At 55.9% G+C, this 21,946-nt stretch carries 20 protein-coding genes; 12 read left to right on the top strand and 8 right to left on the bottom strand.

From position 1 onward, the window contains the following. The first annotated feature begins 977 nt into the window (after positions 1-977). Together ACR0EO_RS06640 and ACR0EO_RS06635 are read left to right on the top strand one after the other, a co-directional pair. Positions 978-1,874 (top strand): nuclear transport factor 2 family protein, encoded by an 897-nt coding sequence (locus tag ACR0EO_RS06640; protein WP_480688193.1) that lies wholly within the window; start codon positions 978-980, stop codon positions 1,872-1,874. 103 nt (positions 1,875-1,977) lie between these two features. Further along, the gene (locus ACR0EO_RS06635) at positions 1,978-2,922 is read left to right on the top strand and encodes a VOC family protein (RefSeq protein ID WP_480688191.1); all 945 of its coding nucleotides are present in this window, start codon (positions 1,978-1,980) and stop codon (positions 2,920-2,922) included. A 32-nt stretch (positions 2,923-2,954) separates the two neighbouring features. Here the strand turns inward: ACR0EO_RS06635 and ACR0EO_RS06630 are convergent, their stop codons facing one another. The 7 genes from ACR0EO_RS06630 to ACR0EO_RS06600 form a co-directional block, all read right to left on the bottom strand. Next, the gene (locus tag ACR0EO_RS06630; RefSeq protein WP_480688189.1) at positions 2,955-4,190 is read right to left on the bottom strand and encodes a Tm-1-like ATP-binding domain-containing protein; all 1,236 of its coding nucleotides are present in this window, start codon (positions 4,188-4,190) and stop codon (positions 2,955-2,957) included. A gap of 13 nt (positions 4,191-4,203) precedes the next feature. Next, the gene (locus ACR0EO_RS06625; protein WP_480688187.1) at positions 4,204-5,145 is read right to left on the bottom strand and encodes a phosphotransferase enzyme family protein; all 942 of its coding nucleotides are present in this window, start codon (positions 5,143-5,145) and stop codon (positions 4,204-4,206) included. Then, complete coding sequence (locus tag ACR0EO_RS06620) at positions 5,142-6,437, bottom strand: aspartate aminotransferase family protein (RefSeq protein WP_480688185.1); 1,296 nt, start codon at positions 6,435-6,437, stop codon at positions 5,142-5,144. Before ACR0EO_RS06620 ends, ACR0EO_RS06625 begins: the two co-directional genes overlap by 4 nt. A 14-nt stretch (positions 6,438-6,451) precedes the next feature. Then, positions 6,452-7,936 carry an aldehyde dehydrogenase gene (locus ACR0EO_RS06615; RefSeq protein ID WP_480688183.1) on the bottom strand — a complete coding sequence of 495 codons (1,485 nt, stop codon included), beginning with the start codon at positions 7,934-7,936 and terminating at the stop codon, positions 6,452-6,454. Positions 7,937-7,942: 6 nt separating this feature from the next. Beyond that, positions 7,943-9,463, bottom strand: coding sequence for a tripartite tricarboxylate transporter permease (locus tag ACR0EO_RS06610; protein WP_480688181.1), 1,521 nt, complete (start codon positions 9,461-9,463; stop codon positions 7,943-7,945). A 7-nt stretch (positions 9,464-9,470) separates the two neighbouring features. Further along, positions 9,471-10,007 (bottom strand): tripartite tricarboxylate transporter TctB family protein, encoded by a 537-nt coding sequence (locus ACR0EO_RS06605; RefSeq protein WP_480688179.1) that lies wholly within the window; start codon positions 10,005-10,007, stop codon positions 9,471-9,473. A 64-nt stretch (positions 10,008-10,071) separates the two neighbouring features. Further along, complete coding sequence (locus tag ACR0EO_RS06600) at positions 10,072-11,001, bottom strand: tripartite tricarboxylate transporter substrate binding protein (protein ID WP_480688178.1); 930 nt, start codon at positions 10,999-11,001, stop codon at positions 10,072-10,074. A gap of 108 nt (positions 11,002-11,109) precedes the next feature. On the opposite strand from ACR0EO_RS06600, the gene ACR0EO_RS06595 reads away from it, so the two are divergent. Beyond that, entirely contained in the window at positions 11,110-11,889 is a 780-nt protein-coding gene (locus tag ACR0EO_RS06595) for an IclR family transcriptional regulator (RefSeq protein WP_480688176.1), read from the top strand. 32 nt (positions 11,890-11,921) lie between these two features. After that, a complete protein-coding gene (locus ACR0EO_RS06590; RefSeq protein WP_480688174.1) occupies positions 11,922-13,274 on the top strand; it encodes an aminotransferase class III-fold pyridoxal phosphate-dependent enzyme in 1,353 nt (450 codons plus the stop codon). A 64-nt stretch (positions 13,275-13,338) separates the two neighbouring features. On the opposite strand, the gene hpaR is transcribed toward ACR0EO_RS06590, so the two are convergent. Further along, the gene (gene hpaR, locus ACR0EO_RS06585) at positions 13,339-13,779 is read right to left on the bottom strand and encodes a homoprotocatechuate degradation operon regulator HpaR (RefSeq protein WP_480688172.1); all 441 of its coding nucleotides are present in this window, start codon (positions 13,777-13,779) and stop codon (positions 13,339-13,341) included. A 106-nt stretch (positions 13,780-13,885) separates the two neighbouring features. Here hpaR and ACR0EO_RS06580 point away from each other — a divergent pair, with 106 nt between their 5' ends. The 8 genes from ACR0EO_RS06580 to ACR0EO_RS06545 all read left to right on the top strand — a co-directional run bounded on the left by ACR0EO_RS06580 (position 13,886) and on the right by ACR0EO_RS06545 (position 21,783). Next, a complete protein-coding gene (locus tag ACR0EO_RS06580; RefSeq protein WP_480688170.1) occupies positions 13,886-14,284 on the top strand; it encodes a 5-carboxymethyl-2-hydroxymuconate Delta-isomerase in 399 nt (132 codons plus the stop codon). A 3-nt stretch (positions 14,285-14,287) separates the two neighbouring features. Then, the gene (hpaE, locus tag ACR0EO_RS06575) at positions 14,288-15,796 is read left to right on the top strand and encodes a 5-carboxymethyl-2-hydroxymuconate semialdehyde dehydrogenase (protein WP_480688168.1); all 1,509 of its coding nucleotides are present in this window, start codon (positions 14,288-14,290) and stop codon (positions 15,794-15,796) included. Between the two features lie 164 nt (positions 15,797-15,960). Further along, a complete protein-coding gene (hpaD, locus tag ACR0EO_RS06570; RefSeq protein ID WP_480688166.1) occupies positions 15,961-16,803 on the top strand; it encodes a 3,4-dihydroxyphenylacetate 2,3-dioxygenase in 843 nt (280 codons plus the stop codon). Between the two features lie 24 nt (positions 16,804-16,827). After that, positions 16,828-18,309, top strand: coding sequence for an NAD-dependent succinate-semialdehyde dehydrogenase (locus ACR0EO_RS06565; protein WP_480688164.1), 1,482 nt, complete (start codon positions 16,828-16,830; stop codon positions 18,307-18,309). Next, positions 18,309-19,163, top strand: a complete 855-nt coding sequence (locus ACR0EO_RS06560) for a fumarylacetoacetate hydrolase family protein (protein ID WP_480688162.1) — start codon at positions 18,309-18,311, stop codon at positions 19,161-19,163. Before ACR0EO_RS06565 ends, ACR0EO_RS06560 begins: the two co-directional genes overlap by 1 nt. Then, the gene (gene hpaH / locus ACR0EO_RS06555) at positions 19,160-19,960 is read left to right on the top strand and encodes a 2-oxo-hept-4-ene-1,7-dioate hydratase (protein ID WP_480688160.1); all 801 of its coding nucleotides are present in this window, start codon (positions 19,160-19,162) and stop codon (positions 19,958-19,960) included. Before ACR0EO_RS06560 ends, hpaH begins: the two co-directional genes overlap by 4 nt. A 14-nt stretch (positions 19,961-19,974) precedes the next feature. Beyond that, a complete protein-coding gene (locus ACR0EO_RS06550) occupies positions 19,975-21,030 on the top strand; it encodes an aldolase/citrate lyase family protein (RefSeq protein ID WP_480688158.1) in 1,056 nt (351 codons plus the stop codon). Between the two features lie 12 nt (positions 21,031-21,042). Then, positions 21,043-21,783: a metallophosphoesterase family protein gene (locus tag ACR0EO_RS06545; protein ID WP_480688156.1), complete on the top strand. Its 741-nt coding sequence runs from the start codon at positions 21,043-21,045 to the stop codon at positions 21,781-21,783. Positions 21,784-21,946: the final 163 nt, after the last annotated feature.

Here is a 21,946-nt window from a genome sequence, read left to right as displayed (position 1 = left end):
CGGCAGTGAACGCATAAAGACCCTCGCCAACCTCGGTGAACGAAATCTTCTTTTCCGACATGTCCCCTTGGGACGCGAATGCCTTGGCCATGAGTGCCCTCCAAAGATACGATTCTGCCAAAATACAGCCTGCATTTTAGGGATTCTGACATATCGTTACATTTGCAACAAATTCATTTCAAATGAAACGAAAGTCAATGAAAAAAGCGATCGTTGATGGGGGCAGGCTGTTTATGGTTTTATTTTCAGTTGCTTAAATTGATCGGTGGGATGTTGGGGGTGACGCGTTCTAAAGCGCCTTATCGCGAAATGTGGAAGCGCCAGATATTGAGTGTTGTGTCAGGCAGAATTGTGAGGAGCATTTTAGAAGGGCGGAGTTTCACACCTAACGGGCTTAGCAGCCCATGCCCGGACTAACCGAGATATTGCGAAAGTCATGACTGCATGCGCCCTCACAGATCAGCTCTGGCAGGTACAATATTACTGGGTTCATTGCGGTCATTGAGTAACAAGATCTAGTGATTAGCAGCGCAGTTTTGAGCGATGCGATCCGGTGCCGTCCGCTACCTTGCAACTGGTCCATTTCATTCTGATCGAGCTTATCGAAAGCAACGATGTTTGACCTTTTCTCGGCTTAATGAATTGGAGCGCTGGCCTTGGGGCGGCAAACCCAAATGGCGAATGGAAGGCGGCTGATGATTTACTCGACTTCAAAATTAGTTGCGGCGCCTCAATAGGGTGCAGATCATAGACATCTGCCTTGAAAATCATTCTGAAGAGAATTGAGCCTTTCTGGAAGCAAGGGCCGTCGCAGAAAACAGAACACCAATCAGGGTGCTCTAAAGTTGACATGATCAATGGTTGAACGAACCGCCTCAATCCATCGATTTTGTGAATGGGTTGTATGAATACTCTTTGCGTAGTTTCGATCAATGGAATTTCCTAACTAACTCGCAGACGCATCAAGGAGTTCTGAAATGCCTGCGAAACATGTACTCAAGGCGGCGGCGACAGCCCTGCTGCTTGCTCTTTCCAGCCCCGCCTTTGCCGACCTGCGCACTATCAACTCGGAAACGGAAGCTTCGATCAAACTGGCCGAGGGATTTTATCAGGATGTACTGGCGTATCGGAATCTGAACAACTTCGGAAAATATATCGGTGAGACCTACATTCAGCACGCCACAGCCTATGGCGACGGTCCTGTTGAATTGATCAAAGCGGTTGCAGGTGAGCTGACTGCTGATCCGGATGTGCAGGTCGACCTCTACCGTACGATTGCCGAGGATGACTATGTTGCCATCCACTCTGTCTGGACCACCAGCAGCGGTGAGCAGTATGTCTACGTGGATATCTGGCGTACTGAGAATGGCTTGCTGGTCGAGCATTGGGACCACTATCAGCAGGTGCCGACTGGGCCCGCAAACGAAAACACAATGTTCCAGGGTCCTAAAGCCGATATCTACTCGAAGCAGGACATCGAACAGAACCGTGAGCGTGCGATTGCCGTTCTGAGCGCGTTTAATAACCCCAGCGACACTTCGGCGGTCGAAAGCTATGTCTCGGAAGAGACCTACATCCAGCACAACCCTTACGTTCCCGATGGCCGTGACGCTTTTATCGGTTATCTGGATTCTCTGGCCGCCGAGGGAAAGCGTTACGAGACCCACTTTGCCAAATCGATCGCCATGGGTGATTTTGTTCTGGTTCATTCCAAGGTGACTGATCCGTCGGTCGAGGGAGATCTGGGTATCGGCTACATGGATATCTTCCGTTTCAACGATGAAGGTCTGATCGTTGAGCATTGGGACATCGAAGAAGCTCAAACCGGTGAATCCGCTAACGAAAACGATGTGTTCGGCTATCCGGCAGATTGAGCGTGACTTCGCTGGGAGGCTAGGTGCGCTCGGCGAAGCAAAACATGATGGGTGAGGTCTGATTGGTTTCACCCGGGTTTTTGACCTTCCGAAAGGTAAAGCAATGGCGAATGACAATCAGACACGCCGTAATTTTCTAAAGAAAGGTGCAGCGATGGGAATGGGGGTAACAGGCACCGCAGTTCTCAGCGACGCGGTTTTGGCACAGGCGAGGTTGCAGCAAGCCAGTGATGCTTGGAGCAACGGCAAACACGTCAAAAGCGGTGAAGCCCCGATTTCGATAAAGTCATCAACCCTCGTCGTGAACGATCTGAAAAAGGTGGGCGCATTCTACCAGACTGTTCTGGGGTTGGATATTTTGCGAAGCGATGGCGAAACCATGCAATTGGGGGCAGGCGGAAGAACACTCCTGATACTGCGGAAAGATGTCCATGCGCGGCGTCATCCGACGGAGGCGGGCCTATTTCACAATGCCTTCCTAATGCCCGACCGAGCCGCCCTTGGTCGTTGGTTGCGCCACGCTGCTGAACTGCGTGTCAGGTTCACGGGTTTTGCCGATCACGAGGTTAGTGAAGCGGTTTATCTGGACGATCCCGAAGGAAATGGGATCGAGGTTTACGCGGATCGCACACCTGATAACTGGGTGTTCCACAAAGACGGCCAACTACGGATGAACACCGTGCAGATGGACCTGCATTCGGTTTTGAGTGCGGCTGATACGCTCTGGAATGGCGCGCCCGAAGACATGATTATTGGCCACGTCCATCTTCAGGTTGGCGATATTGAAGAACTGCATGGTTTCATGACGCAAAGCCTCGGTCAGGATTTGATGGTGAATGAGGGCAGTGCAGCTTTCTATTCGTCAGGCGGGTATCATCATCATTTTGCCGGCAATAACTGGAACAGCCGGTCGGCTGGGGTACGCAGCCCCGACAGTACAGGCCTTGCGGGAGTGACCCTTCTCAGCGATCAGACCCGCATTAAAGCCGGAGATGTGATTGACCCTTGGGGCAACCGATTTACCGTCGAAGTTGCAAGTGACGCATAGCCGGTGGGACCACTGGTTCCACGATCGTGCCATCAACCTCGGCTGATAATCCCATCGGCGACCCACGCATCAAAGTGAACTAACACGGCGTCGCAAAACGCGGCGTCGTTTATATGGGCGTCCAGTTCAGTCATCGGAATCCGGCCTGAAATGACCTTGCGGGCTTCGTCGACCATGTCCGCAAGAGCGGCAGGATCATGGGCTTCTTCACCTTCTTTGTCCCATGCCTCAACACCTTGAACCGGAAGGAAGAAATGAACAGGCCCTGTTGCAGCCTCCAATCGGTTCGCTAGTTCGCGTACCCACGCGCGGCGTTCCTCGCCGTTGAAGACCGAGCTTTTGATCAAGCGGTTATGTTCGTGGAAGGGGCGGTCAGCATATTGGTCCGGGATCTCTTGCCAGCCCGCAAAATCCAGCAGGTCAAGCGCGCCCGGGGCAACCATCTGTGGCGTTCCAACACGTCCGGCATTGGTTAGGCGATCTTCACCGCTTGAAACGACAGATCCGGCGAGCAAGTTGCCGAACTCCTGCATGCAGAAGTCCATCACGCAGGCAAAAGCCCCCTCGGCTGCCAGTTTTTCGAACGCCATGCCGCCCATGCCTGTGGAGTGAAACACGGCCACCTCGTAGCCGCGTTCCTCTAACGCAGGTTTGAGGGTTTTCATGTAACGCAGGCAAGATGAACCAAGGCTGGTCATGCCGATCAGGGGCTTGCTCCGATCCGGCGCGATTGCTGCCTTTGCTGCCCCGACCACAGCGCCGGCGGCTTGGGCCAGAGAGGATCGGCAGATTGAATTCATGCCATACAGACCTCCTGCCCACAGGATCATCTGAACATCTGGTGCCAGCCGATGCGGAGGGATCAACGGAGAGAAGCTTACGGTTGAAACGATGTATTTTGGTACCCCCATCGGCAACGCCTGAGCACAATCCAGAGCCAGATCGGTGCCCATCGTACCACCGGTTGCCAGCATTCCGTCCAGCCGACCAGCAGCATAGGCCTGCGCCACAACTTTTGCGGCCCCAGCTGACATGACACGAAAAGCTTTGTTTTCGTCACCCAGCGCAATGACTTCGTCAATCGTCATCCCTTCGGCTGCGGCGATCTCGTGTTTCGAGATGTCAGTCGGAGTTCGAGGGTCGCCCAGAACGGAGACATCCATCGTCAGAACATCTGCGCCCTGCGCCCGAACGGTCTCTTCAATGAAACGCATCTCGGGTTCTTTGGTGTCGTATGTTCCTATCAACAGGATCGTCTTGGTGGTCATTTGTTCCTCCCGTTCAAGCGGATTTTTCTTGGTATTGGCGTAGCAATATCCGGGCGGTTTCTATGAACCGCGAGTTGCGTATCTCGGACCCATCTTCGCGCAGGCGTGGCGTGATCCAGCCGATGTAAGTCACGGCCCGCAAGGCCATGAAAAGATCGAGATGTTCTGTGTCCAGCGCGCGATGGGATCGATACCCTGACAACAGAGCCTCTTTCAGTTGGTCGAAATCAGGCTCATGCAAGTTTTTCAGCAACGCTGTCGCCATATCAAAAAGGCGAAACCCAAATCCGGCGTCATCAAAGTCGATCAGCCAAACCCGATCGCCATCAAGCATGACGTTTTCCCGGACCAGATCTGCATGTATCAGGCCGTAATCCAAAGATCCTTCAATGCTTTGTAGGTCGCGTTGTGCAATGCTTCGGAACTTTGTTAGCAACGCACGATCGTCCTCAGACAGTGTAGGGTTTTCCCAGAAGGGCCCCCATAGGGGCGCGTCACCCAGCAAACCGGCGCGGTCCCAAGACCAACGTGAAAAGCTATCGGGGCGCACCCACGCGTCGCTCACCATGTGCAGCCGGGCCAATTCCCGGCCTATTCGGTGAAATACATCCCTGCGGTTTTGGTGGTCGATGCCGGCTCCGGTAGACCCTAATGGGCGGCCCGGTAGCCATTCCAACATGTCGATTTGAGTGCCTTCTAAAACGTGCAAAAAACGACCATCTGTTGCGGCCACAGGCGTTGGGACGCCAACGCCGTTTGACCGGAGCTCAGCAATCCAGGTCAGCTCGGACTGAAGGACCGCGTCGGTATGTAGCCCTTGGCGGTGCAGACGCAGAGCAAAACTATCTGCCCCTTTTTGAACGCGGTAGACGTGGTTTTCGCGGGCCGCAATTAGCGACCAATCGGCGTCTTCCATGCCCCAAAGGGTCAGTGCCTCTTCAACGATCGCCGTCATAAGGTTAGCGGGGTTTCAGCCAAAACCTCGTCCAGAGTATCAAAAAGCAGGTCCGCATTCTCGATTGAGAACGGCATGGGCGGGCGAATTTTCAACGTATTTTTGTGCCGCCCGAGTTTTGAGTGAACAATTCCACGGTGACGCATCGCGTTGATTACGCGATCTGTGAACTCGCTTGCGGGTTCTTTACTGTCACGGTCCAGAACCATCTCGGCGCCGAAAATCAACCCCGAGCCGCGTACATCACCGATGAAGTCATATTTCGTTTTCAAAACTTCCATGCGCGCCCGTGCATGCGCGCCTACGGTTTTGGCGTTCGCAACCAGATCCTTGTCTTCAATCTCTTTCAGTACGGCCATAGCTGCAGCGCAGGATACCGGGTTGCCGCCGAAAGTATTGAAATAGCGATAGCCCTTGCGGAACGTGGCGAGGATTTCTGTACGCGTCACAACGCCCCCAACGGGGTGTCCGTTTGCCATCGGTTTGCCCATTGTCATAACATCTGGCACGACACCCATCTTCTGATGCGCCCACATATGTGTACCGGTGCGCCCAAAGCCTGACTGGACCTCATCGCAAATCAACAGCCCGCCTGCCTTGCGGACAACTTCCGCTACTGGTTTCAGCCAACCGTCAGAATGATCTGGAAAGCCTTCGTTCAAAAAGTAGGGGCACAACACCAAAGCCGCAAAGCCGATGCCCGACTTTTCGTGCTCTGCAATCTGTTCCGCGACAGCATCGGCAAAGCGTGTACCGTCGGGGTCGGGATTTCGATAACTGTCCGGCGCTTCTACAAATCGGAAATACTGGTCCAGACCAAACCCAACCGTTGGCACATTCGACTTGCTCAACTGACTGACCAGAGAGGTGTTGCCGTGATAGGTGGCATCTGTGGCGACAATGCCGCGCTTGCCGGTCATTCCTTCGGCCATGCGCAGGGCGATGTCATTTGCCTCAGACCCTGTGCAGGTCAGGATGGCGGTGTTCAGCGTGGCATCCATCGTGGCGGTAAGCTTTTCGACATAGTCAAGGATGCCGTCATGCAGATACCGCGTATGCGTGTTCAGGGTTGATGCCTGCTGACAGATCGCTTCAACCACGCGCGGGTTGCAATGGCCCACATGCGGCACGTTGTTGTAGCAATCCAGATACTTGCGCCCCTCGGCATCCCACAGCCAAACTCCCTCACCTTTAACGATGTGAATCGGGTCATTGTAGAAAGTCGATACATTCGGGCCCAGCAACTGGTCGCGCCGTGCTAGCAACTCTTTGGTTTTGGGGTTCTGTGCCATGGGATCTTTTCAGGTCAGAGTTTTATCCAAGCGGTTTTCAGGTCGACGTATTTTTCAAGCGCGTGCAGCGACTTGTCGTGCCCATTCCCTGATTGCCCAACCCCGCCCAGCGGCACGGTGAGATCGGCTCCGCCATATGTGTTCACGTGCACCACCCCGGTCCGAACACCGGCCACCATGCGGTGCGCGCGGCCGAGGTTTGATGTCCAGACACCCCCGGCAAGACCATAAACTGTAGCGTTGGCCAGACGGATCGCCTCCTCTTCGTTCTTGAAGGGTGTGACGGCTAAAACCGGGCCGAATACCTCATTCTGGAACAGGTTGTCGTTCTCTTTGACACCGGCCATTACGGTTGGCGCCATGTAGTAGCCGCCAGTCTCAGATAGGATACGGTCGCCGCCTGTGCGACGTTCTGCGCCTTCGGCTTCGGCTTTGGTGACGAAGTCTAGGTTGGACTCCAGTTCCGACAGGCTGTGAACTGCGCCGATCTGGCTGTTCAGGTCCAGCGGATCGCCGACGCGAAAGGCTTCGGCGTGGCGGGTGATCTCGGTAAGGAAGTCTTCGTAGATTTCCTCCTGCACCAGCAACCTCGAACCTGCTACGCAAACCTGACCTGAGTTGCGGAAGATGCCAGCGGCAGAAACCTTGGCAGCTTCGGCCAGATCAGGGGCATCGGCAAAGACGATATTGGGGGATTTGCCTCCCAGTTCCAGATAACAGCGTTTCAGGTTCGACCGCGCGGAATATTCCAGCAACCGTCGTCCTGTCGCGCCCGAGCCGGTGAACACCATGATGTCCACATCCATCGAAAGCGCCAATGCCTCACCCACGACCGAGCCGCGCCCGGTCACCACGTTGAAAACCCCATCGGGGACTCCGGCCTCAGCTGCCAGTTCGGCGATTTTCAACAGGCTTAGCGATGCACTTTCGGCCGGCTTCAGAACCACGGAATTGCCGGCGGCCAGAGCAGGGGCAATTTTCCAACTGCCAATCATCAGCGGGAAGTTCCAAGGCACGATGGCGCCAACCACGCCGACTGGCGCGTGGTGTACCAGCCCCAGCACATCATGGCTTGTAGGAGCAATCTGTCCGTACACCTTGTCGATCGCCTCGGCGTAATAACGGAAGGTTGCCGCCGCCGAGAGCGCCTCGGCCTTATATGCCATGGTGATCTCGGTTCCGTTGTCGCGAACGCCCTGAACGGCGATTTCCAGGGCTCGAGCCTCTATCAGATCGGCCAGCTTTAGGAGCACCTTCTTGCGGCCGGCAGGTGCCATGCCAGACCAGCGTCCATCCTCAAAGGCAACCCGCGCCGCACGAACAGCGGTGTCGACATCCGCACGCGTACCCTCAGCGATCAGGGCGAGAGGCTGACCATTTATGGGCGACAAAACTTGGTGCTGGGCACCGGTTTCGCTGTTTTGAAAGGCGCCGTTGATGAAATGTCCACGCGGGGCGATGTCCTGCGCCCGCAGCGCGTCTATCGAGGATTGATCCATGAGAGGTTATCCTTGCTGGGTTGAGTCTTCGTCGAGGACCGGCTGTGGTTTGATGCGTTCCTTGTGTTCCTTTACCAGCGCACGGATGTGCATCAGGATAATGCCAAGGATCATAATGAACAGGATCGCGGCAATTGGCCGGTCGATGAAATCAAGCGGAGTTTTCACCCGCGCCATCGCGCTCCGCAGCTTGACCTCCATGATGCCGCCCAGAACCATTCCCAGAATGATTGGAACGATCGGCAAGTTCAGGCGTTTGAGTATTAGCCCAAACACCCCGAAACCCGCGGCAATGGCGCAGTCGGTGACCGAGTTACGCAGACTGAAAACGCCGACAAACGACAGGGTGAGGATCATAATGCCCAGAAACCGTGTCGGGATTTGGATGATCTTCAACAGGAGGTTCGTTGAAAACAACAAGAAGACCAGAACGATTACGTTCAGCAAAATAAGCGCCATATACAGGGCCATGACGAAATCCATCTGGTCCGCAAACAACTGCGGACCGGGGATGACGTTGTGCACATAGAACACCGACAACATCATTGCGGTCAGGGCCTCACCCGGAATACCCAAAGCCAGTAGGGGGATCATCGCTGCACCGGGAACCGCATTGTTCGCGGCCTCGGATGCGACCAGTCCTTCGGGTGAGCCATCGCCGAATTTATCCGGATCTTTCGAAGTCTTTTGCGCGTATGTGTAAGAGAGGAATTGCGAGGTGAATTCGCCCGTTCCGGGAACCATGCCCATAAGCACACCCAAAGAGGACGACACTGTGGCGATGCGCTTCAAGCCGAGCAACTCTTTGAGGCCTGCAAGGATATTGCCGCGAACGTGTGCCTCGCCCGGTGCGTGTTCTCGGTCAACCAAAAGCAGTAGCGCCTGACTGATCGCAAAGAGGCCCAACACGACCACGATCAAATCGACGCCTGATGACAGCCAGGTTTGGTCAAACGTAAAGCGTTTGGTGTATTTGACTGGTTCCAGCCCGACCGTGCTTAGAAAGATACCGAAAAAGGCTAGCATCGCGGCCGAGAATGTTTGTCCGCGATGGGCCAGGATCACCAACAGTATGCCCATGAAGGCAGCCAAAAAGATCTCGCGGCTGCCAAAGTGAGGGGCCACCCAAGCCAGAACAGGTGACAGGACGATCAGGCAGATGATCGAGAAGATGCCACCGAAGAACGACGCGGAATAGGCCAGTGAAAGCGCGCGATGTCCTTCGCCGCGCTTGGTCATGGGATAGCCGTCATAAGTGGTTAGTGCGTTGACTGCTGTTCCGGGGGTGTTGATCAGAATGGCCGGGATCGCGCCGCCGTACATGGAAGACCCGTAGATCCCCAAAAGCAGGGTCAACCCCACGATGGGCTCAAAGGCAAAGGTCGCGGGCAGCAGGATGGCGATCGCCACTGCGGCGCCTACACCGGGCAGGGCACCGATGATGACGCCTCCGACCGAACCGATGATCAGCGCTACAACGACCTGCCACTGCGCCAGAATTGCAAAGCCGGAAATCAGGTTGTCCATATCGGCCTCACAGGTATGTCAGAGCAAAGACGCGAACAGCGTCCGGCAGGTATTCGTAAAGTCGCCCGGCAGGAATGTTTACCTGCAGCAGCGCGCGGAAGAGAATGGCGACAACGGCACCAAAGATGAGCGCCACGCAAAAGGCGCCGGGCAAACGGAAGCCGCAACGTATTGTCAGTAGCGCCGCAAACAGCATGGTCGAGGGGAGATAGCCAAGCCACGGCACCGCGACTACGTAGATCAAGAAATAGATGACGTATTCTAGCGACATCAGCCAGAAGGACACCTCACGCCACCGACCTGGGATGCGCGGGGACAGGACTGAACTGAGCAGATGCAAGCCGCCAAAGATTACCATGCCCCAGATGGCAATCGTCGGCCACAAAGAGGGTTGGGCAAACCACTTGGTGCGTTTGACCACTTTGGTTTCAGAACCGATCTGCGTAAGCAGAAACAGCGCGAAGGCAAAGAACAGAACCGCGAAAACAATGTCACCGGGGCGTCGATAGCGCCGGAACATGTCCTGTAACGTTTTGGCAATCATCTTGGCGGGCTCCCTGATGCAATCAGGCCCGGCAGAGTCTTTGTCTGCCGGGCCTGTACAGTTTTTATTCGCCGACGATTTCAGCTACTTTCCCCAAAGTCTCGGTGTCCGCTTGAATCTGGGCGTTCGATTCTTCTGCGTCTTTCCAGTAGATCAACACGCCGGTTTCACCGATCAGGTTCTGTGCTTTGTCTGTTTGCAGGGCCTTCTGTGCAGCTGCTGCGATCTTGTCGCGCGCCTCTTGCGGAACGTCCTTATGTACAAACAGGCCATTCCACAGCGATACCGTCAATTCAGGAACCAGTTCGCTAACGGTTGGGCTGTCGGGGGTCAGGCTCAGACGTTCCGCACCGATATTGGCCAGCACGTTCACTTCGTTGATGCAGGGCAGGATCAATTGCAGCGTTGTGTTGATCACATCCACATCACCCGAAGCAAGAGTGTTGCAATCCAGCGCGTCGAAGGCTGCCTCGCTAGCGAAGTCAAAGCCGCTATTGATTGCGGCTGCAAACGTCACCTGTGTGGGCGGCAGGAACGAGCCGAAATGACCCAGAGCGACATCATTTTCTTTGCCGTATTCGACCAGGCCATTCCAATCGGAATAGGGCGCGTCACCCGCCGAGGCGATCACGAACGGATAGGTCATGAAGATGCCAATCGGTTCGAACGGGTTGGGTGACAGTTCTGGGATGCCGATCTCAGGGCCGCCAATTGGCACGTCTGTCACAAAAGACCCGATGGTGTAACCATCTGCAGGGGCTGTTGCTACTTCGACAGCGCCGGGGAAGGGACCTCCGCCTCCGCCGGGCTTGTTCACGACTGCTGCCGGAACGCCATACATTGCCTGAAATTCGTCTGCGATGATCCGCGTCAGTACGTCCTCCAGATCGCCCGGAGGCCATGGAACGACGAATGTCACCGGCTTTTCTGGATACTCGGCCATTGCGGCTGTTGCAGAGGCAACAAAAGCGGCGGCTGTTAGAACTTTCTTCATTGACACCTCCCGTCAGTGGTTCATTATTTGATCCGCGTTAACAATAATTATGTTGCTTTGTTAAGTTTGTTCTGTCAAGTATTACCTTAGCACGAGGATACCAAACACATGGGTACGGCCCTAAACGCATTGAAAATGCTCAACTACTTCTCGAATGCCCGACCGGAAATCGGGCTGAGTCAGTTTGCGCGGCTGTCTGGATTGAACAAAGCCACTGCGCTGCGCCATCTTCGGGCGCTCGAGGAGTATGGGTTGATCGAGCAGAACCCCATGACGAAATCTTATGCGATTGGGCCGGCGGCATTGCGTCTGGCTGCGTTGCGCCAAATCGCCCGACCCGGTATCGAAAGTGCTCGTCAAAGGATGCAGGTCGCTATGCAGGATGTTGGTGAAAGCCTGCATCTTTCCCTGCTGGAAAAGGGTTCGCTTCAGACGGCTCTGGTGGTGGAAACGACGCGCCACAGCGTGCGTGTCAGTCTCGATCCAAGTGAGATACTGCCGATCAATGCGACCGCTTCGGGTCTTTGTATGCTCAGTTTCGGTCCATCGTTTCTGCTGGAGCGTCTCGAGCATTCAGAGATTCCGCAATACACAGAAACCACGCTAACGGATCCGGTGCAGATCAAAGATCGGGTTTCGGCGATCAGCCAATCGGGTTGGGCCAACAGCAATGGAAGCTATGAGAGTGGTGTCTACGGCTATGCTGCGCCGATTTTCGGCATTGATCAGGTGGCCTTGGGAACCATTGCTATTGCAGTTCCCGAAGGCCGTGCCGGAGACGATCGGCTGCCCGAGATTTTGACAACCCTACACTCGCTTTCGACTGATCTGACAGCCAGCTTTGGTGGTCAGCTTCCCGATACATTTCCAACCGAATTCCAACCTTAAACAGGTGGACTCAAACCCTGGAGGCCCGAGACATGAAAGACTCGAACTTTCTGAAAGAAAACAACGCGCGTTACTTCTGGCACCCAATGGCGCACCCCGCGGACAGCCAGAAGAACCCGCCCACCATTCTGAACGGCGGTGAAGGCGTTAGCATTGTTGATGTCGATGGCCATAAGGCGCTGGATGCGGTTGGAGGGTTGTGGAATGTCAATTTGGGGTATTCCTGCGAGCCGGTGAAGCAGGCTATTGCCGATCAGCTGAATGCGCTGCCCTATTACTCGACCTTTCGCGGCACCAGCAACGACAAGGCGATCGAACTGTCGTATGAATTGGCGCAGTTCTTTGAGCCCGATGGGCTGACCCGCGCCTTCTTTACCTCGGGCGGTTCTGACTCGGTTGAAATCGCGCTGAAACTGGCGCGGCAATATCACAAGGTTCGTGGCGAAGCTGGACGTACCAAATTCATCAGCTTAAAGCAGGGCTATCACGGCACCCATTTCGCCGCTGCCTCGGTCAATGGTAACCAGAAGTTCCGTGCGATCTATGAGCCGATGATGCCGGGCTGTTTCCACGTCCCGGCGCCGTGGACTTATCGCAACCCGTTCGATGAAACCGACCCTGAACGTCTTGCGCATCTCTGCGTCAAGGCGCTTGAGGCCGAGATCGCTTTCCAAGGGGCAAACACTGTGGCCGCCTTCATCATGGAGCCGGTTCTTGGGGCAGGGGGTGTGATCCCGCCGCACAAGAGCTTTATGCCAATGGTGCGCGAGGTCTGTTCGAAACACGGCATTCTTTTGATATCGGATGAGATCATCACCGCATTTGGCCGTACCGGCAGCGAAAGCGGCGCAAGACATTGGGGCGTACAGCCAGACATCATGACGACCGCCAAAGCGATCACCAACGGCTACTTCCCATTTGGTGCCGCCATGATCTCGGGCACGGTTGCCGAAGTGTTTGAAAGTGACACGACGGGTAAGGCTTCGGTCGATCAGGGTTACACATATTCCGGGCATCCCGTTGGCGCAGCCGCCGCCTTGGCCGCGCTGTCGGAGATTAAGCGTCTGCGCGTTTGGGAAAATGCAGCAGCACGAGGTGATGAGTTGTTTGCTGGTCTCCAGAAGCTGGGCGAAAAATACGACGTTATCGGAGATGTACGAGGGGGCGAGGGCCTGATGTGCGCCCTAGAGTTGGTTTCTGACCGTGAGACAAAGGCGCCTATCGCCAAGCACCTTCCTCTGCAGGTTCAGAAAGCGGCCTACGAAGACGGTGTGATGGTGCGTGTGTCCGGTAACAACATCATTCTGTCGCCGCCACTGATCATCACATCTGACGATGTGGCCAAGATCCTGTCGGCGCTAGATACTGGTCTAGCCACTCTGTAAATGTCAAAGCGGCCCTGTCCGGATTGGATGGGGCCAAACGGTCCTACGGAAAGGCCGGGTTTGCTTAGACTTTTACCGCCTGTAGTTCTTCAAGGAGGTCCAGTAATTGATCTAACTTTTCGCGGCCCATCTGCGCCTCGATATTGTTAGAAATAGCCAGAGAAGTGGCGAGGTTGTCTTGCAGGACCGAACGCCCGGCATCAGTGATACGAACCATGGTGCGGCGCTTATCTTCGTCATCCTGACGGCGGGTGATCTGACCATCAGCCTCCATTGTGCGCAGAATGCGGGTGAGGCTGGGCAGTAGCAGGCAAGCTTCGTGAGCGATCGCACTTTGTTCAACTTCGCCGAGTTCGTCCAGAACCCTCAGAATTCGCCACTTTTGCTCGGTCAGTTGAATATCCTGCAGCATATCGCGGATCGGCGCCATTACGGTTTCTCGGGCGCGCAATAACGCAATTGGCAGAGAGCGAGCGGTACTTTTTGTGTGGCTTTGTGTGGTCATGCGGCCTTCTAAAACGCCAATTCTGAAATTGCAAAGATTAACAAGACAAGTTCTTGACAGCTTCACTGCAAAATACTAAACATGTTAAGCAATAGCGGGAGGACACATGCCACACTTTCACGTCGAATATTCCGGAAACCTGGAAGACAAGATCGACATAGCTGGCCTGTGTGAGTGCATCCGGGCTGCGGCCACCGAGATCGACACCTTTCCAATGCCAGGCATTCGTGTTCGCGCCACACGCGTTGATCACTATGCCATCGCTGACGGCAATCCAGCGCACGGTTTCATCGATATCTCGATCCGTCTCCGAGGAGGTCGGCCAGATGAAGTCAAGCAGGATGCTACCAAGCATATTTTCGAAGCGGTCAAAGCCTATTTGGACCCCGCCTTCTTACATCATTCCATCGCGCTCTCGCTTGAGATGCGCGACATCGACCCGAAGCTTTCGCCCAAGACCGGTACGATCCGCGATCACCTTGGGGCGACCACGCAGGAGACCTGAGCTATGAGCGCACTGGACACAAATATCGAAAAACTGAAGGGTTTTCTGGCGCGGTTCCAAGAGACGGGCATCAAGAACCGCATCGCGGGTGAGGACGTCGCCGGTTCCGCCGGTGTGTTTCAGTCCACTTCCCCTGTCGACAAGTCGGTGATCTGTGATGTGGCGCATGGTACAGCGGACGACATCGATGCTGCGGCCAAAGCGGCCCATGCGGCCTTTGCCGAGTGGCGCGACATGCCCGCTAGCGAACGCCGTCGCATCCTGCTGAACGTGGCTGACGCCATCGAGGCGCGCGCCGAGGAAATCGCGCTTTGCGAATGCTGGGATACGGGTCAGACCCTACGCTTCATGTCTAAAGCGGCGCTGCGTGGTGCTGAGAACTTCCGCTATTTCGCAGACCAGGTGGTGCAGGCGCGGGATGGTCAGCATCTGAAGTCGCCGACCCTTATGAACGTTACCACTCGTGTGCCGATTGGGCCGGTTGGTGTGATCACCCCGTGGAACACGCCGTTCATGCTGTCGACCTGGAAAATCGCACCTGCTTTGGCCGCAGGCTGCACTGTGGTTCACAAACCCGCTGAGGATTCGCCTCTGTCAGCCCGGCTGTTGGTCGAAATTGCTGAAGAGGCGGGACTGCCCAAGGGGGTACTAAACACCGTGAACGGGTTTGGTCCGGATGCGGGCAAGGCACTGACGGAACATCCACTGATCAAGGCCATCGCATTTGTTGGCGAAAGCCGAACCGGCAGCATTATCACCAAGCAGGGTGCAGACACGCTGAAGCGTATGCACTTGGAACTGGGCGGCAAGAACCCGGTTATCGTGTTCGACGACGCCGATCTGGACCGCGCGCTGGATGCGGTGATCTTCATGATCTACTCGATCAACGGTGAGCGCTGCACCTCGTCCTCGCGTCTGTTGGTGCAGGACACGATCAAGGAAGAGTTCGAAGCCAAGCTGATCGAACGCGTGAACAACATCAAGGTTGGCCACCCGCTAGACCCGGCAACCGAAATCGGCCCGCTGGTCACCGAAGAGCATTACAACAAGGTCACCAGCTATTTCGACATTGCCAAAGAAGACGGCGCGACCGTCGCTGCCGGTGGTTTGAAGTTGGGCAACGAAGGGTATTTCATCCGTCCGACCCTTTTCACGAATGCCACCAACCAGATGCGCATCGCGCGTGAGGAGATCTTTGGCCCTGTTCTGACCTCGATCCCATTCTCGACCGAGGAAGAGGCACTGCAGATGGCTAATGACACGCCTTACGGTCTGACCGGCTATGTCTGGACCAACGACCTGACGCGGGCGCTGCGCTTTACCGACAAGCTCGAGGCTGGAATGATCTGGGTGAACTCGGAAAATGTACGCCACCTTCCGACGCCTTTTGGCGGAGTCAAGGCGTCCGGCATCGGCAGGGACGGCGGCGACTGGTCCTTTGAGTTCTACATGGAGCAAAAGCACATCGGTTTTGCCACCGGTCAGCACAAGATCATGCAATTGGGCAAGTAAACCTGTGGACTGGCTGCTCAGTTGCGGCCAGCTCAGATTTGCCACGTGAGGAAACGCGCATAAACTGTGGTTCGGCCATGCCTGCTTTAGCCAGAACCAAGCGACGTCCGGCGGTCCTACCCAATCAGGGTCGTCAGTCGTCTTGATCGCAAGGAGGAACTGTTATGGGAAAAATCGTACAGGCCGCGAAAATAACGCATGTGCCAAGTATCTGGATGTCCCACACGATGCCGAAATACAAAGGCATCCGCCAGCCTGCCATCGATGGCTATGCGCGTTTGCGTCAGGATGCGATCGACCGCGAGGTTGATACCTTCGTCATATTCGATACGCACTGGATCACCAATCAGGGTTTTCACCTGAACACGAAAGAGCACCACAAGGGCCGTTTCATCAGCCATGAACTGCCGCATATGCTGGCGGATATGGAGTTCGACTACCGTGGTGATCACGAACTCGGGGAAACCATCCTCGAAGTTTTGCGTGAACGCGGGGAGCGGGCCTTGGGACATTCGCATCCCGATATGGGGATGGAATACGGTACTCTGCTGCCGATGTACTTCATCAATGAAGGTGTGAATGCGCGGGTTCTTCCAGTAGCCGTCAACCAGTTCTCGTCAATTCAGGAAAACCGGGTGTGGGGTGAGGCGATTGCCGAAGGTATCCGACGCTCGAACCGGAACGTCTCGATTTTGGCATCGGGATCGTTGAGCCACGATTTCACGCCCAACGAACGGTCAGTCGACGGCCTGAATGCGGTGAATGGGGAATTCAATCGTCAGATGGACATGCGAGTGCTGGAGTTGTGGGAGCAAGGCCGGTTCGAAGAGTTTCTGGAAATGCTGCCCGACTACGCCAAGAAGTGTGCGGGGGAATGCGCCATGAACGATACAGCCTTGTTGTTCGGAGCCCTTGGGTGGGGCAGCTATAAGGGCGAGATCGACATCTATACCCCGTACTTCGGAAGCTCGGGAACAGGTCAGGCCAACATCAGCTTCTCGGTCTGAGGTCTGAAACACGGGGAAATTCGAATGACTGAATTGCGTCTTAACGATCCTACCCTGCTTGCCGAAAGGGCGCGGGTCGGGTCCAGATGGGTGGATGCGTCCGAGGTACCAAATTCGATAGATGTGACCAACCCGGCGACGGGTGAATTGATCGGTCGTATACCTAATTTGGGTGCTGTGGAAACGGCTGAAGCGATCGCGGATGCGCAGCGCGCGCAGAAAGACTGGGCCAAACGCACTGCGAAAGAGCGCAGCCAGATCTTACGCCGTTGGTACGATCTGATGATGGAAAACCAAGACGATCTGGGTGCCATCCTGACCACCGAGCAGGGCAAGCCGTTGGCCGAGGCCAAGGGTGAGATCGCCTACGGCGCCAGCTTCATCGAATGGTTCGCCGAAGAAGCTCGGCGTGCTTACGGTGATGTCACACCCGGCCATGCGCCGGACAAGCGGATCATTACTGTTAAACAGCCCATCGGGGTCGTCGCCGCGATCACGCCGTGGAACTTTCCCAACGCCATGATCACCCGCAAGGCCGGACCGGCTTTTGCCGCGGGCTGTTCGATGGTGCTGAAGCCCGCCAGCCAAACGCCGTTTTCGGCCATTGCGCTGGCCGTTCTTGCCGAGAGAGCGGGTTTGCCCGCAGGTCTTTTCTCGGTCGTCACCGGTTCGGCTCGGGAGATTGGCAGCGAGATGACGTCGAGCCCGATCGTGCAAAAGCTAACCTTTACAGGGTCGACCGAGATCGGCGCGATGCTCTACGCGCAATGCGCACCGACGATCAAGAAACTGGGTCTGGAACTGGGCGGCAACGCCCCGTTCATCGTGTTCGACGACGCAGATCTGGATGCCGCCGTCGAAGGTGCCGTGATCGCGAAGTTCCGCAACAACGGCCAAACCTGCGTCTGCGCAAACCGTATTTATGTGCAGGCCGGTGTTTATGATGCCTTCGCGGAAAAGCTGGCTGCCAAGGTTGCGTCTCTGCCGACTGGCAATGGGTTTGACGAAGGCATTATCTTTGGCCCGCTGATCGATCAAGCTGCCGTCGACAAGGTGGCGGAACATGTCGAAGACGCGACCTCTAAAGGCGCCAAGGTGACGCTTGGAGGCAAACCGCACGCGCTTGGTGGCACTTTCTTTGAGCCGACCATCCTGACCGGCGTGACCTCGAACATGGCGGTAGCGACCGAGGAAACCTTTGGCCCTGTCGCGCCCTTGTTCAAATTCGAGACCGAAGCCGAGGTTGTGGCGGCTGCCAACGATACCGAATTCGGCCTCGCCTCCTACTTCTACTCTCGAGATCTGGCCCGTGTTTGGCGTGTGTCCGAGGAGCTGGAGTACGGAATGGTGGGTGTCAACACCGGGCTGATCTCGACAGCCGAGGCGCCATTTGGTGGAGTCAAAATGTCGGGTTTGGGGCGCGAAGGCTCCCGCTACGGTTTGGACGATTTCATGGAACTCAAATACATCTGCATGGGCGGCATCGAACCCGCCGAGGAGGCCTGATGCGCTTTGCGACTTACTCTGCCAACGGCGAAACCCATTTTGGCGCAATCACGGACGCCGGTGCCATCGCGTTGAACGATGCCTTTCCCTATTACGACACCCTATACGAGGTGATTGCCGCGGGGGCGTTTGACGAGTTGGTCAAAGCCACAGAGGGCAAAGCGGTGACTCATACCGACTTTACGTATGAGATGGTGATGCCGGATGCGCGTCGCATCCTGTGTGTCGGCGTGAACTTTCCGGATCGCAATGCGGAATACAAGGATGGCAGCGCGCAGCCCAATTACATGTCACTTTTCCCGCGTTTTGCCAGCGGCTTTACCGGCCACGACCGCCCCCTGATCCGTCCGCCGGAAAACCACACGCTTGATTACGAAGGCGAGGTTGCGATTGTCATTGGCAAGACCGGCCGCCGTATTTCGCAACAAGACGCCTATGACCATATCGCGGCCCTTACCCTGTGCAACGAAGGCACAATCCGCGACTGGGTGCGTCACGCCAAGTTCAACGTCACCCAAGGCAAAAACTGGGACAACTCGGGCGCAATAGGTCCTTGGCTTGTGCCCTTTACCGATGCGGCGCAACTGGATGACGCCCGCATTCAGACCCATGTGAACGGAGAGTTGCGTCAGGACGACACCCTGAACCGTATGATGTTCCCGATCCGGCGCGAGATTGAGTACATTTCGACCTTCATGACCCTGCAGCCGGGCGACATCATTGTCACCGGCACCCCGACTGGGGCAGGGGCCCGGTTTGATCCTCCGAAATATCTGGTGCCAGGCGACGTGGTCGAGGTCTCGGTAGAAGGCATCGGTAAGCTGCGCAACACGGTTGAGGACGAACAGCCATGACCCCTGAGGATCACACACGCGCTGCCGCCGATCTGCTACAGGCTGAGCGTACGCGTGAGCAGATCGGTCTGCTGACCCTGCGCCATCCCGAGATGGGGATGGACGACGCCTATGAGGTGCAAAAAGCCATCTATCGTCAGAAGCTGACCGAAGGGCGCAAGGTGATCGGCTGGAAGATCGGCCTAACCTCGAAAGCGATGCAATACGCATTGAACATCGACATTCCCGACAGTGGCATCTTGTTTGATGACATGGCCTTTGAAAGCGGTGGAACGGTTCCTGAGGGCCGATTTATCCAGCCGCGGATCGAAGCCGAGATCGTTTTCGTTATGAAATCCGCAGTTGGGGGCGAAAACGTTTCCCGGGAAGATATTATCGCTGCTACGGATTACGTCACACCATCGATCGAAATCCTCGACACCCGTATTCAGCGAGTCGATCCCGTGTCCGGCAAGGCGCGCACGGTTTTCGACACGATCAGCGACAATGCTGCGAATGCCGGCATCGTACTGGGCACGGAACGGCACGCCGTGGATGCCTTTGACCTGCGTTGGGTCGGTGCGTTGACCTTCCGCAATGGCGAGATCGAGGAAACCGGCTTGGGGGCGGGCGTCTTGAACGATCCGGTCGAAAGCGTTGTTTGGCTGGCCCGCCGCATGGCGCAATACGGCCAAAGCATCGAACCCGGTCAGATCATCCTGTCTGGCAGTTTTATCCGCCCGGTCGAATGCCCACCCGGTACAGAGATCCACGCTGACTTCGGGCCGTTTGGCTCGGTCGATATCAATTTCGCCTAAAAGGAACGCCGCCCATGCCCGCGCCGAAGAACACGTTCAAAGCCGCTCTCACGGCCGGACAGCCGCAGATCGGTTGTTGGGTTGGCATGGCCAACGCCTATGCGGCCGAAATCGCAGCAACCGCACAGTTCGACTGGCTGCTTGTCGACGGTGAGCACGCGCCGAACGATCTGCGCTCGATCCTTGAACAGGTGCAGGTGATCGAAGGATCAGGTTGCACCCCGGTCGCACGCCTTCCGATTGGCGAAACTTGGATGATCAAGCAATACTTGGACGCCGGAGTGCAAAACCTCCTTGTGCCCATGGTTGAAAGCGGCGATCAGGCGCAGGAGTTGGTGCGGGCGGTGCAATACCCGCCACATGGTGTGCGGGGAGTGGGCTCGGCATTGGCGCGTGCCTCGCGGTTTGCGGCCATCCCGGATTACCTGAAAACGGCGGACGAACAGATTTGCCTGCTGGTGCAGGTGGAAAACCAAAAGGGTCTGGCCGCGCTGGACGATATTCTGGCTACCGACGTGGATGGAGTGTTTATCGGCCCATCCGATCTGGCCGCCGACATGGGTCATATCGGTAATGCCGGTCACCCCGACGTGGTTGAGGCCGTGCTGGATGCCCTGACCTGCATCGTGGCTGCGGGCAAGGCGGCGGGTATCCTGACCCTTGATCCGGAGATGCAGCGCAAATGCGTAGATCTGGGAACCACGTTCGTGGCGACCAATATCGACGTCACATTGTTTGCAACAGCGATGCGCAATGCCGCCAAAGACGCCCTTAGCCTGTTGCCGGACCAGACCGTCTCGGGCGTTGCGGAAACTGCTGCGGCCAGCAAGTATCTGCAACAGTTGTGTAAACACTGGTCTCACAAGGCCGAGGTGTTCTTTGACGATACGAAGGGCAGTGTAGCCTTCCCGGATGGCGACAGCGTGACCTTGGAAGCGAATGACGGCCGTCTGACAATCACCGCGGCGACCGGTCCGCGTGGGGACTTGGCGCGCTGGAAAGACGTGATCGAAGCCCACCTGGTGCGCTTCGCTTTTCGCGAAGAGTTCCGCATCGACTGGTCTGAATAAGAGCGCCTGAACATGCCTGAACCTATTTACGCCATCGGTGACATCCACGGTCAGTTGTTCATGTTGGAAGATGCACTGGCGCGTATCGAAAAGGATGGCGGGCCCGATGCCCAAGTCGTCTTTATCGGTGACTATACCGACCGTGGCGCACACAGCCGTGAGGTTCTGGACCTTTTGGTGAAAGGCCAGGCCGAAGACAAAAACTGGACGTTCCTGCGCGGCAACCACGACCAGATGTGCGCTATGTTTCTTGAGGACTACCCGCGAAACGACGCACGGCTTTTGGTCGGGTATCACTGGCTTCACCCCCGGATAGGAGGCATTGAAACGCTGAAATCCTATGGCGTTGAGGTGAACGAGGGGGATCGAACCTATCAGGTGCACGCCGAGGCCAAAACTGTTGTGCCCCAAAGCCATATAGATTTTTTGTCTGGGCTACGGCCCTTTTATCAGTACGAGAATTTGCTGTTTGTTCACGCAGGCATCAGGCCGGGCATTCCATTAAACCAACAAGATCCCGACGATCTGATCTGGATTCGGGAAGAGTTCCTGAACTATCCAGCCGCTCATCCATGGTTGGTGATTCACGGCCATACGCATGTCGCGTCACCTGAACACCATGGAAATCGAGTGAACATCGACACTGGTGCGGGGTATGGAAAACCACTTACTACGGCAGTCTTTGAAGGATCAGAGTGTTGGGTGTTGCAGGGTAATGAGCGAATTCCATTAAGGCCGTGCAGTCCTTTCTAATCGGGCTTCTAACCTCGAAGGAACGTGAAATTACTATGATGCCATTCGCAGGGTTCAATAAAACCGCGTTCTAAAAGAACATGCAGGTAAGTGTTGCATGGTGAAAATCATAGAAAGCGGTTGTACGCGAAAACACATGTGACAACGAGCCGTTCAGCGAGTT

The sequence above is a fragment of the Ruegeria sp. BE9 genome, from assembly GCF_056538765.1.
The sequence above is the reverse complement of the archived record's forward strand: the minus strand, read 5'-3'. Positions and strand labels throughout refer to the sequence as shown.

What these genes read in the sequence shown, in the direction of transcription:
- ACR0EO_RS06640 (WP_480688193.1), top strand. Translation starts at nt 978, where the DNA reads ATGCCTGCGAAACATGTACTCAAGGCGGCGGCGACAGCCCTGCTGCTT.
- ACR0EO_RS06635 (WP_480688191.1), top strand. Translation starts at nt 1,978, where the DNA reads ATGGCGAATGACAATCAGACACGCCGTAATTTTCTAAAGAAAGGTGCA.
- ACR0EO_RS06630 (WP_480688189.1), bottom strand. Translation starts at nt 4,190, where the DNA reads ATGACCACCAAGACGATCCTGTTGATAGGAACATACGACACCAAAGAA.
- ACR0EO_RS06625 (WP_480688187.1), bottom strand. Translation starts at nt 5,145, where the DNA reads ATGACGGCGATCGTTGAAGAGGCACTGACCCTTTGGGGCATGGAAGAC.
- ACR0EO_RS06620 (WP_480688185.1), bottom strand. Translation starts at nt 6,437, where the DNA reads ATGGCACAGAACCCCAAAACCAAAGAGTTGCTAGCACGGCGCGACCAG.
- ACR0EO_RS06615 (WP_480688183.1), bottom strand. Translation starts at nt 7,936, where the DNA reads ATGGATCAATCCTCGATAGACGCGCTGCGGGCGCAGGACATCGCCCCG.
- ACR0EO_RS06610 (WP_480688181.1), bottom strand. Translation starts at nt 9,463, where the DNA reads ATGGACAACCTGATTTCCGGCTTTGCAATTCTGGCGCAGTGGCAGGTC.
- ACR0EO_RS06605 (WP_480688179.1), bottom strand. Translation starts at nt 10,007, where the DNA reads ATGATTGCCAAAACGTTACAGGACATGTTCCGGCGCTATCGACGCCCC.
- ACR0EO_RS06600 (WP_480688178.1), bottom strand. Translation starts at nt 11,001, where the DNA reads ATGAAGAAAGTTCTAACAGCCGCCGCTTTTGTTGCCTCTGCAACAGCC.
- ACR0EO_RS06595 (WP_480688176.1), top strand. Translation starts at nt 11,110, where the DNA reads ATGGGTACGGCCCTAAACGCATTGAAAATGCTCAACTACTTCTCGAAT.
- ACR0EO_RS06590 (WP_480688174.1), top strand. Translation starts at nt 11,922, where the DNA reads ATGAAAGACTCGAACTTTCTGAAAGAAAACAACGCGCGTTACTTCTGG.
- hpaR (WP_480688172.1), bottom strand. Translation starts at nt 13,779, where the DNA reads ATGACCACACAAAGCCACACAAAAAGTACCGCTCGCTCTCTGCCAATT.
- ACR0EO_RS06580 (WP_480688170.1), top strand. Translation starts at nt 13,886, where the DNA reads ATGCCACACTTTCACGTCGAATATTCCGGAAACCTGGAAGACAAGATC.
- hpaE (WP_480688168.1), top strand. Translation starts at nt 14,288, where the DNA reads ATGAGCGCACTGGACACAAATATCGAAAAACTGAAGGGTTTTCTGGCG.
- hpaD (WP_480688166.1), top strand. Translation starts at nt 15,961, where the DNA reads ATGGGAAAAATCGTACAGGCCGCGAAAATAACGCATGTGCCAAGTATC.
- ACR0EO_RS06565 (WP_480688164.1), top strand. Translation starts at nt 16,828, where the DNA reads ATGACTGAATTGCGTCTTAACGATCCTACCCTGCTTGCCGAAAGGGCG.
- ACR0EO_RS06560 (WP_480688162.1), top strand. Translation starts at nt 18,309, where the DNA reads ATGCGCTTTGCGACTTACTCTGCCAACGGCGAAACCCATTTTGGCGCA.
- hpaH (WP_480688160.1), top strand. Translation starts at nt 19,160, where the DNA reads ATGACCCCTGAGGATCACACACGCGCTGCCGCCGATCTGCTACAGGCT.
- ACR0EO_RS06550 (WP_480688158.1), top strand. Translation starts at nt 19,975, where the DNA reads ATGCCCGCGCCGAAGAACACGTTCAAAGCCGCTCTCACGGCCGGACAG.
- ACR0EO_RS06545 (WP_480688156.1), top strand. Translation starts at nt 21,043, where the DNA reads ATGCCTGAACCTATTTACGCCATCGGTGACATCCACGGTCAGTTGTTC.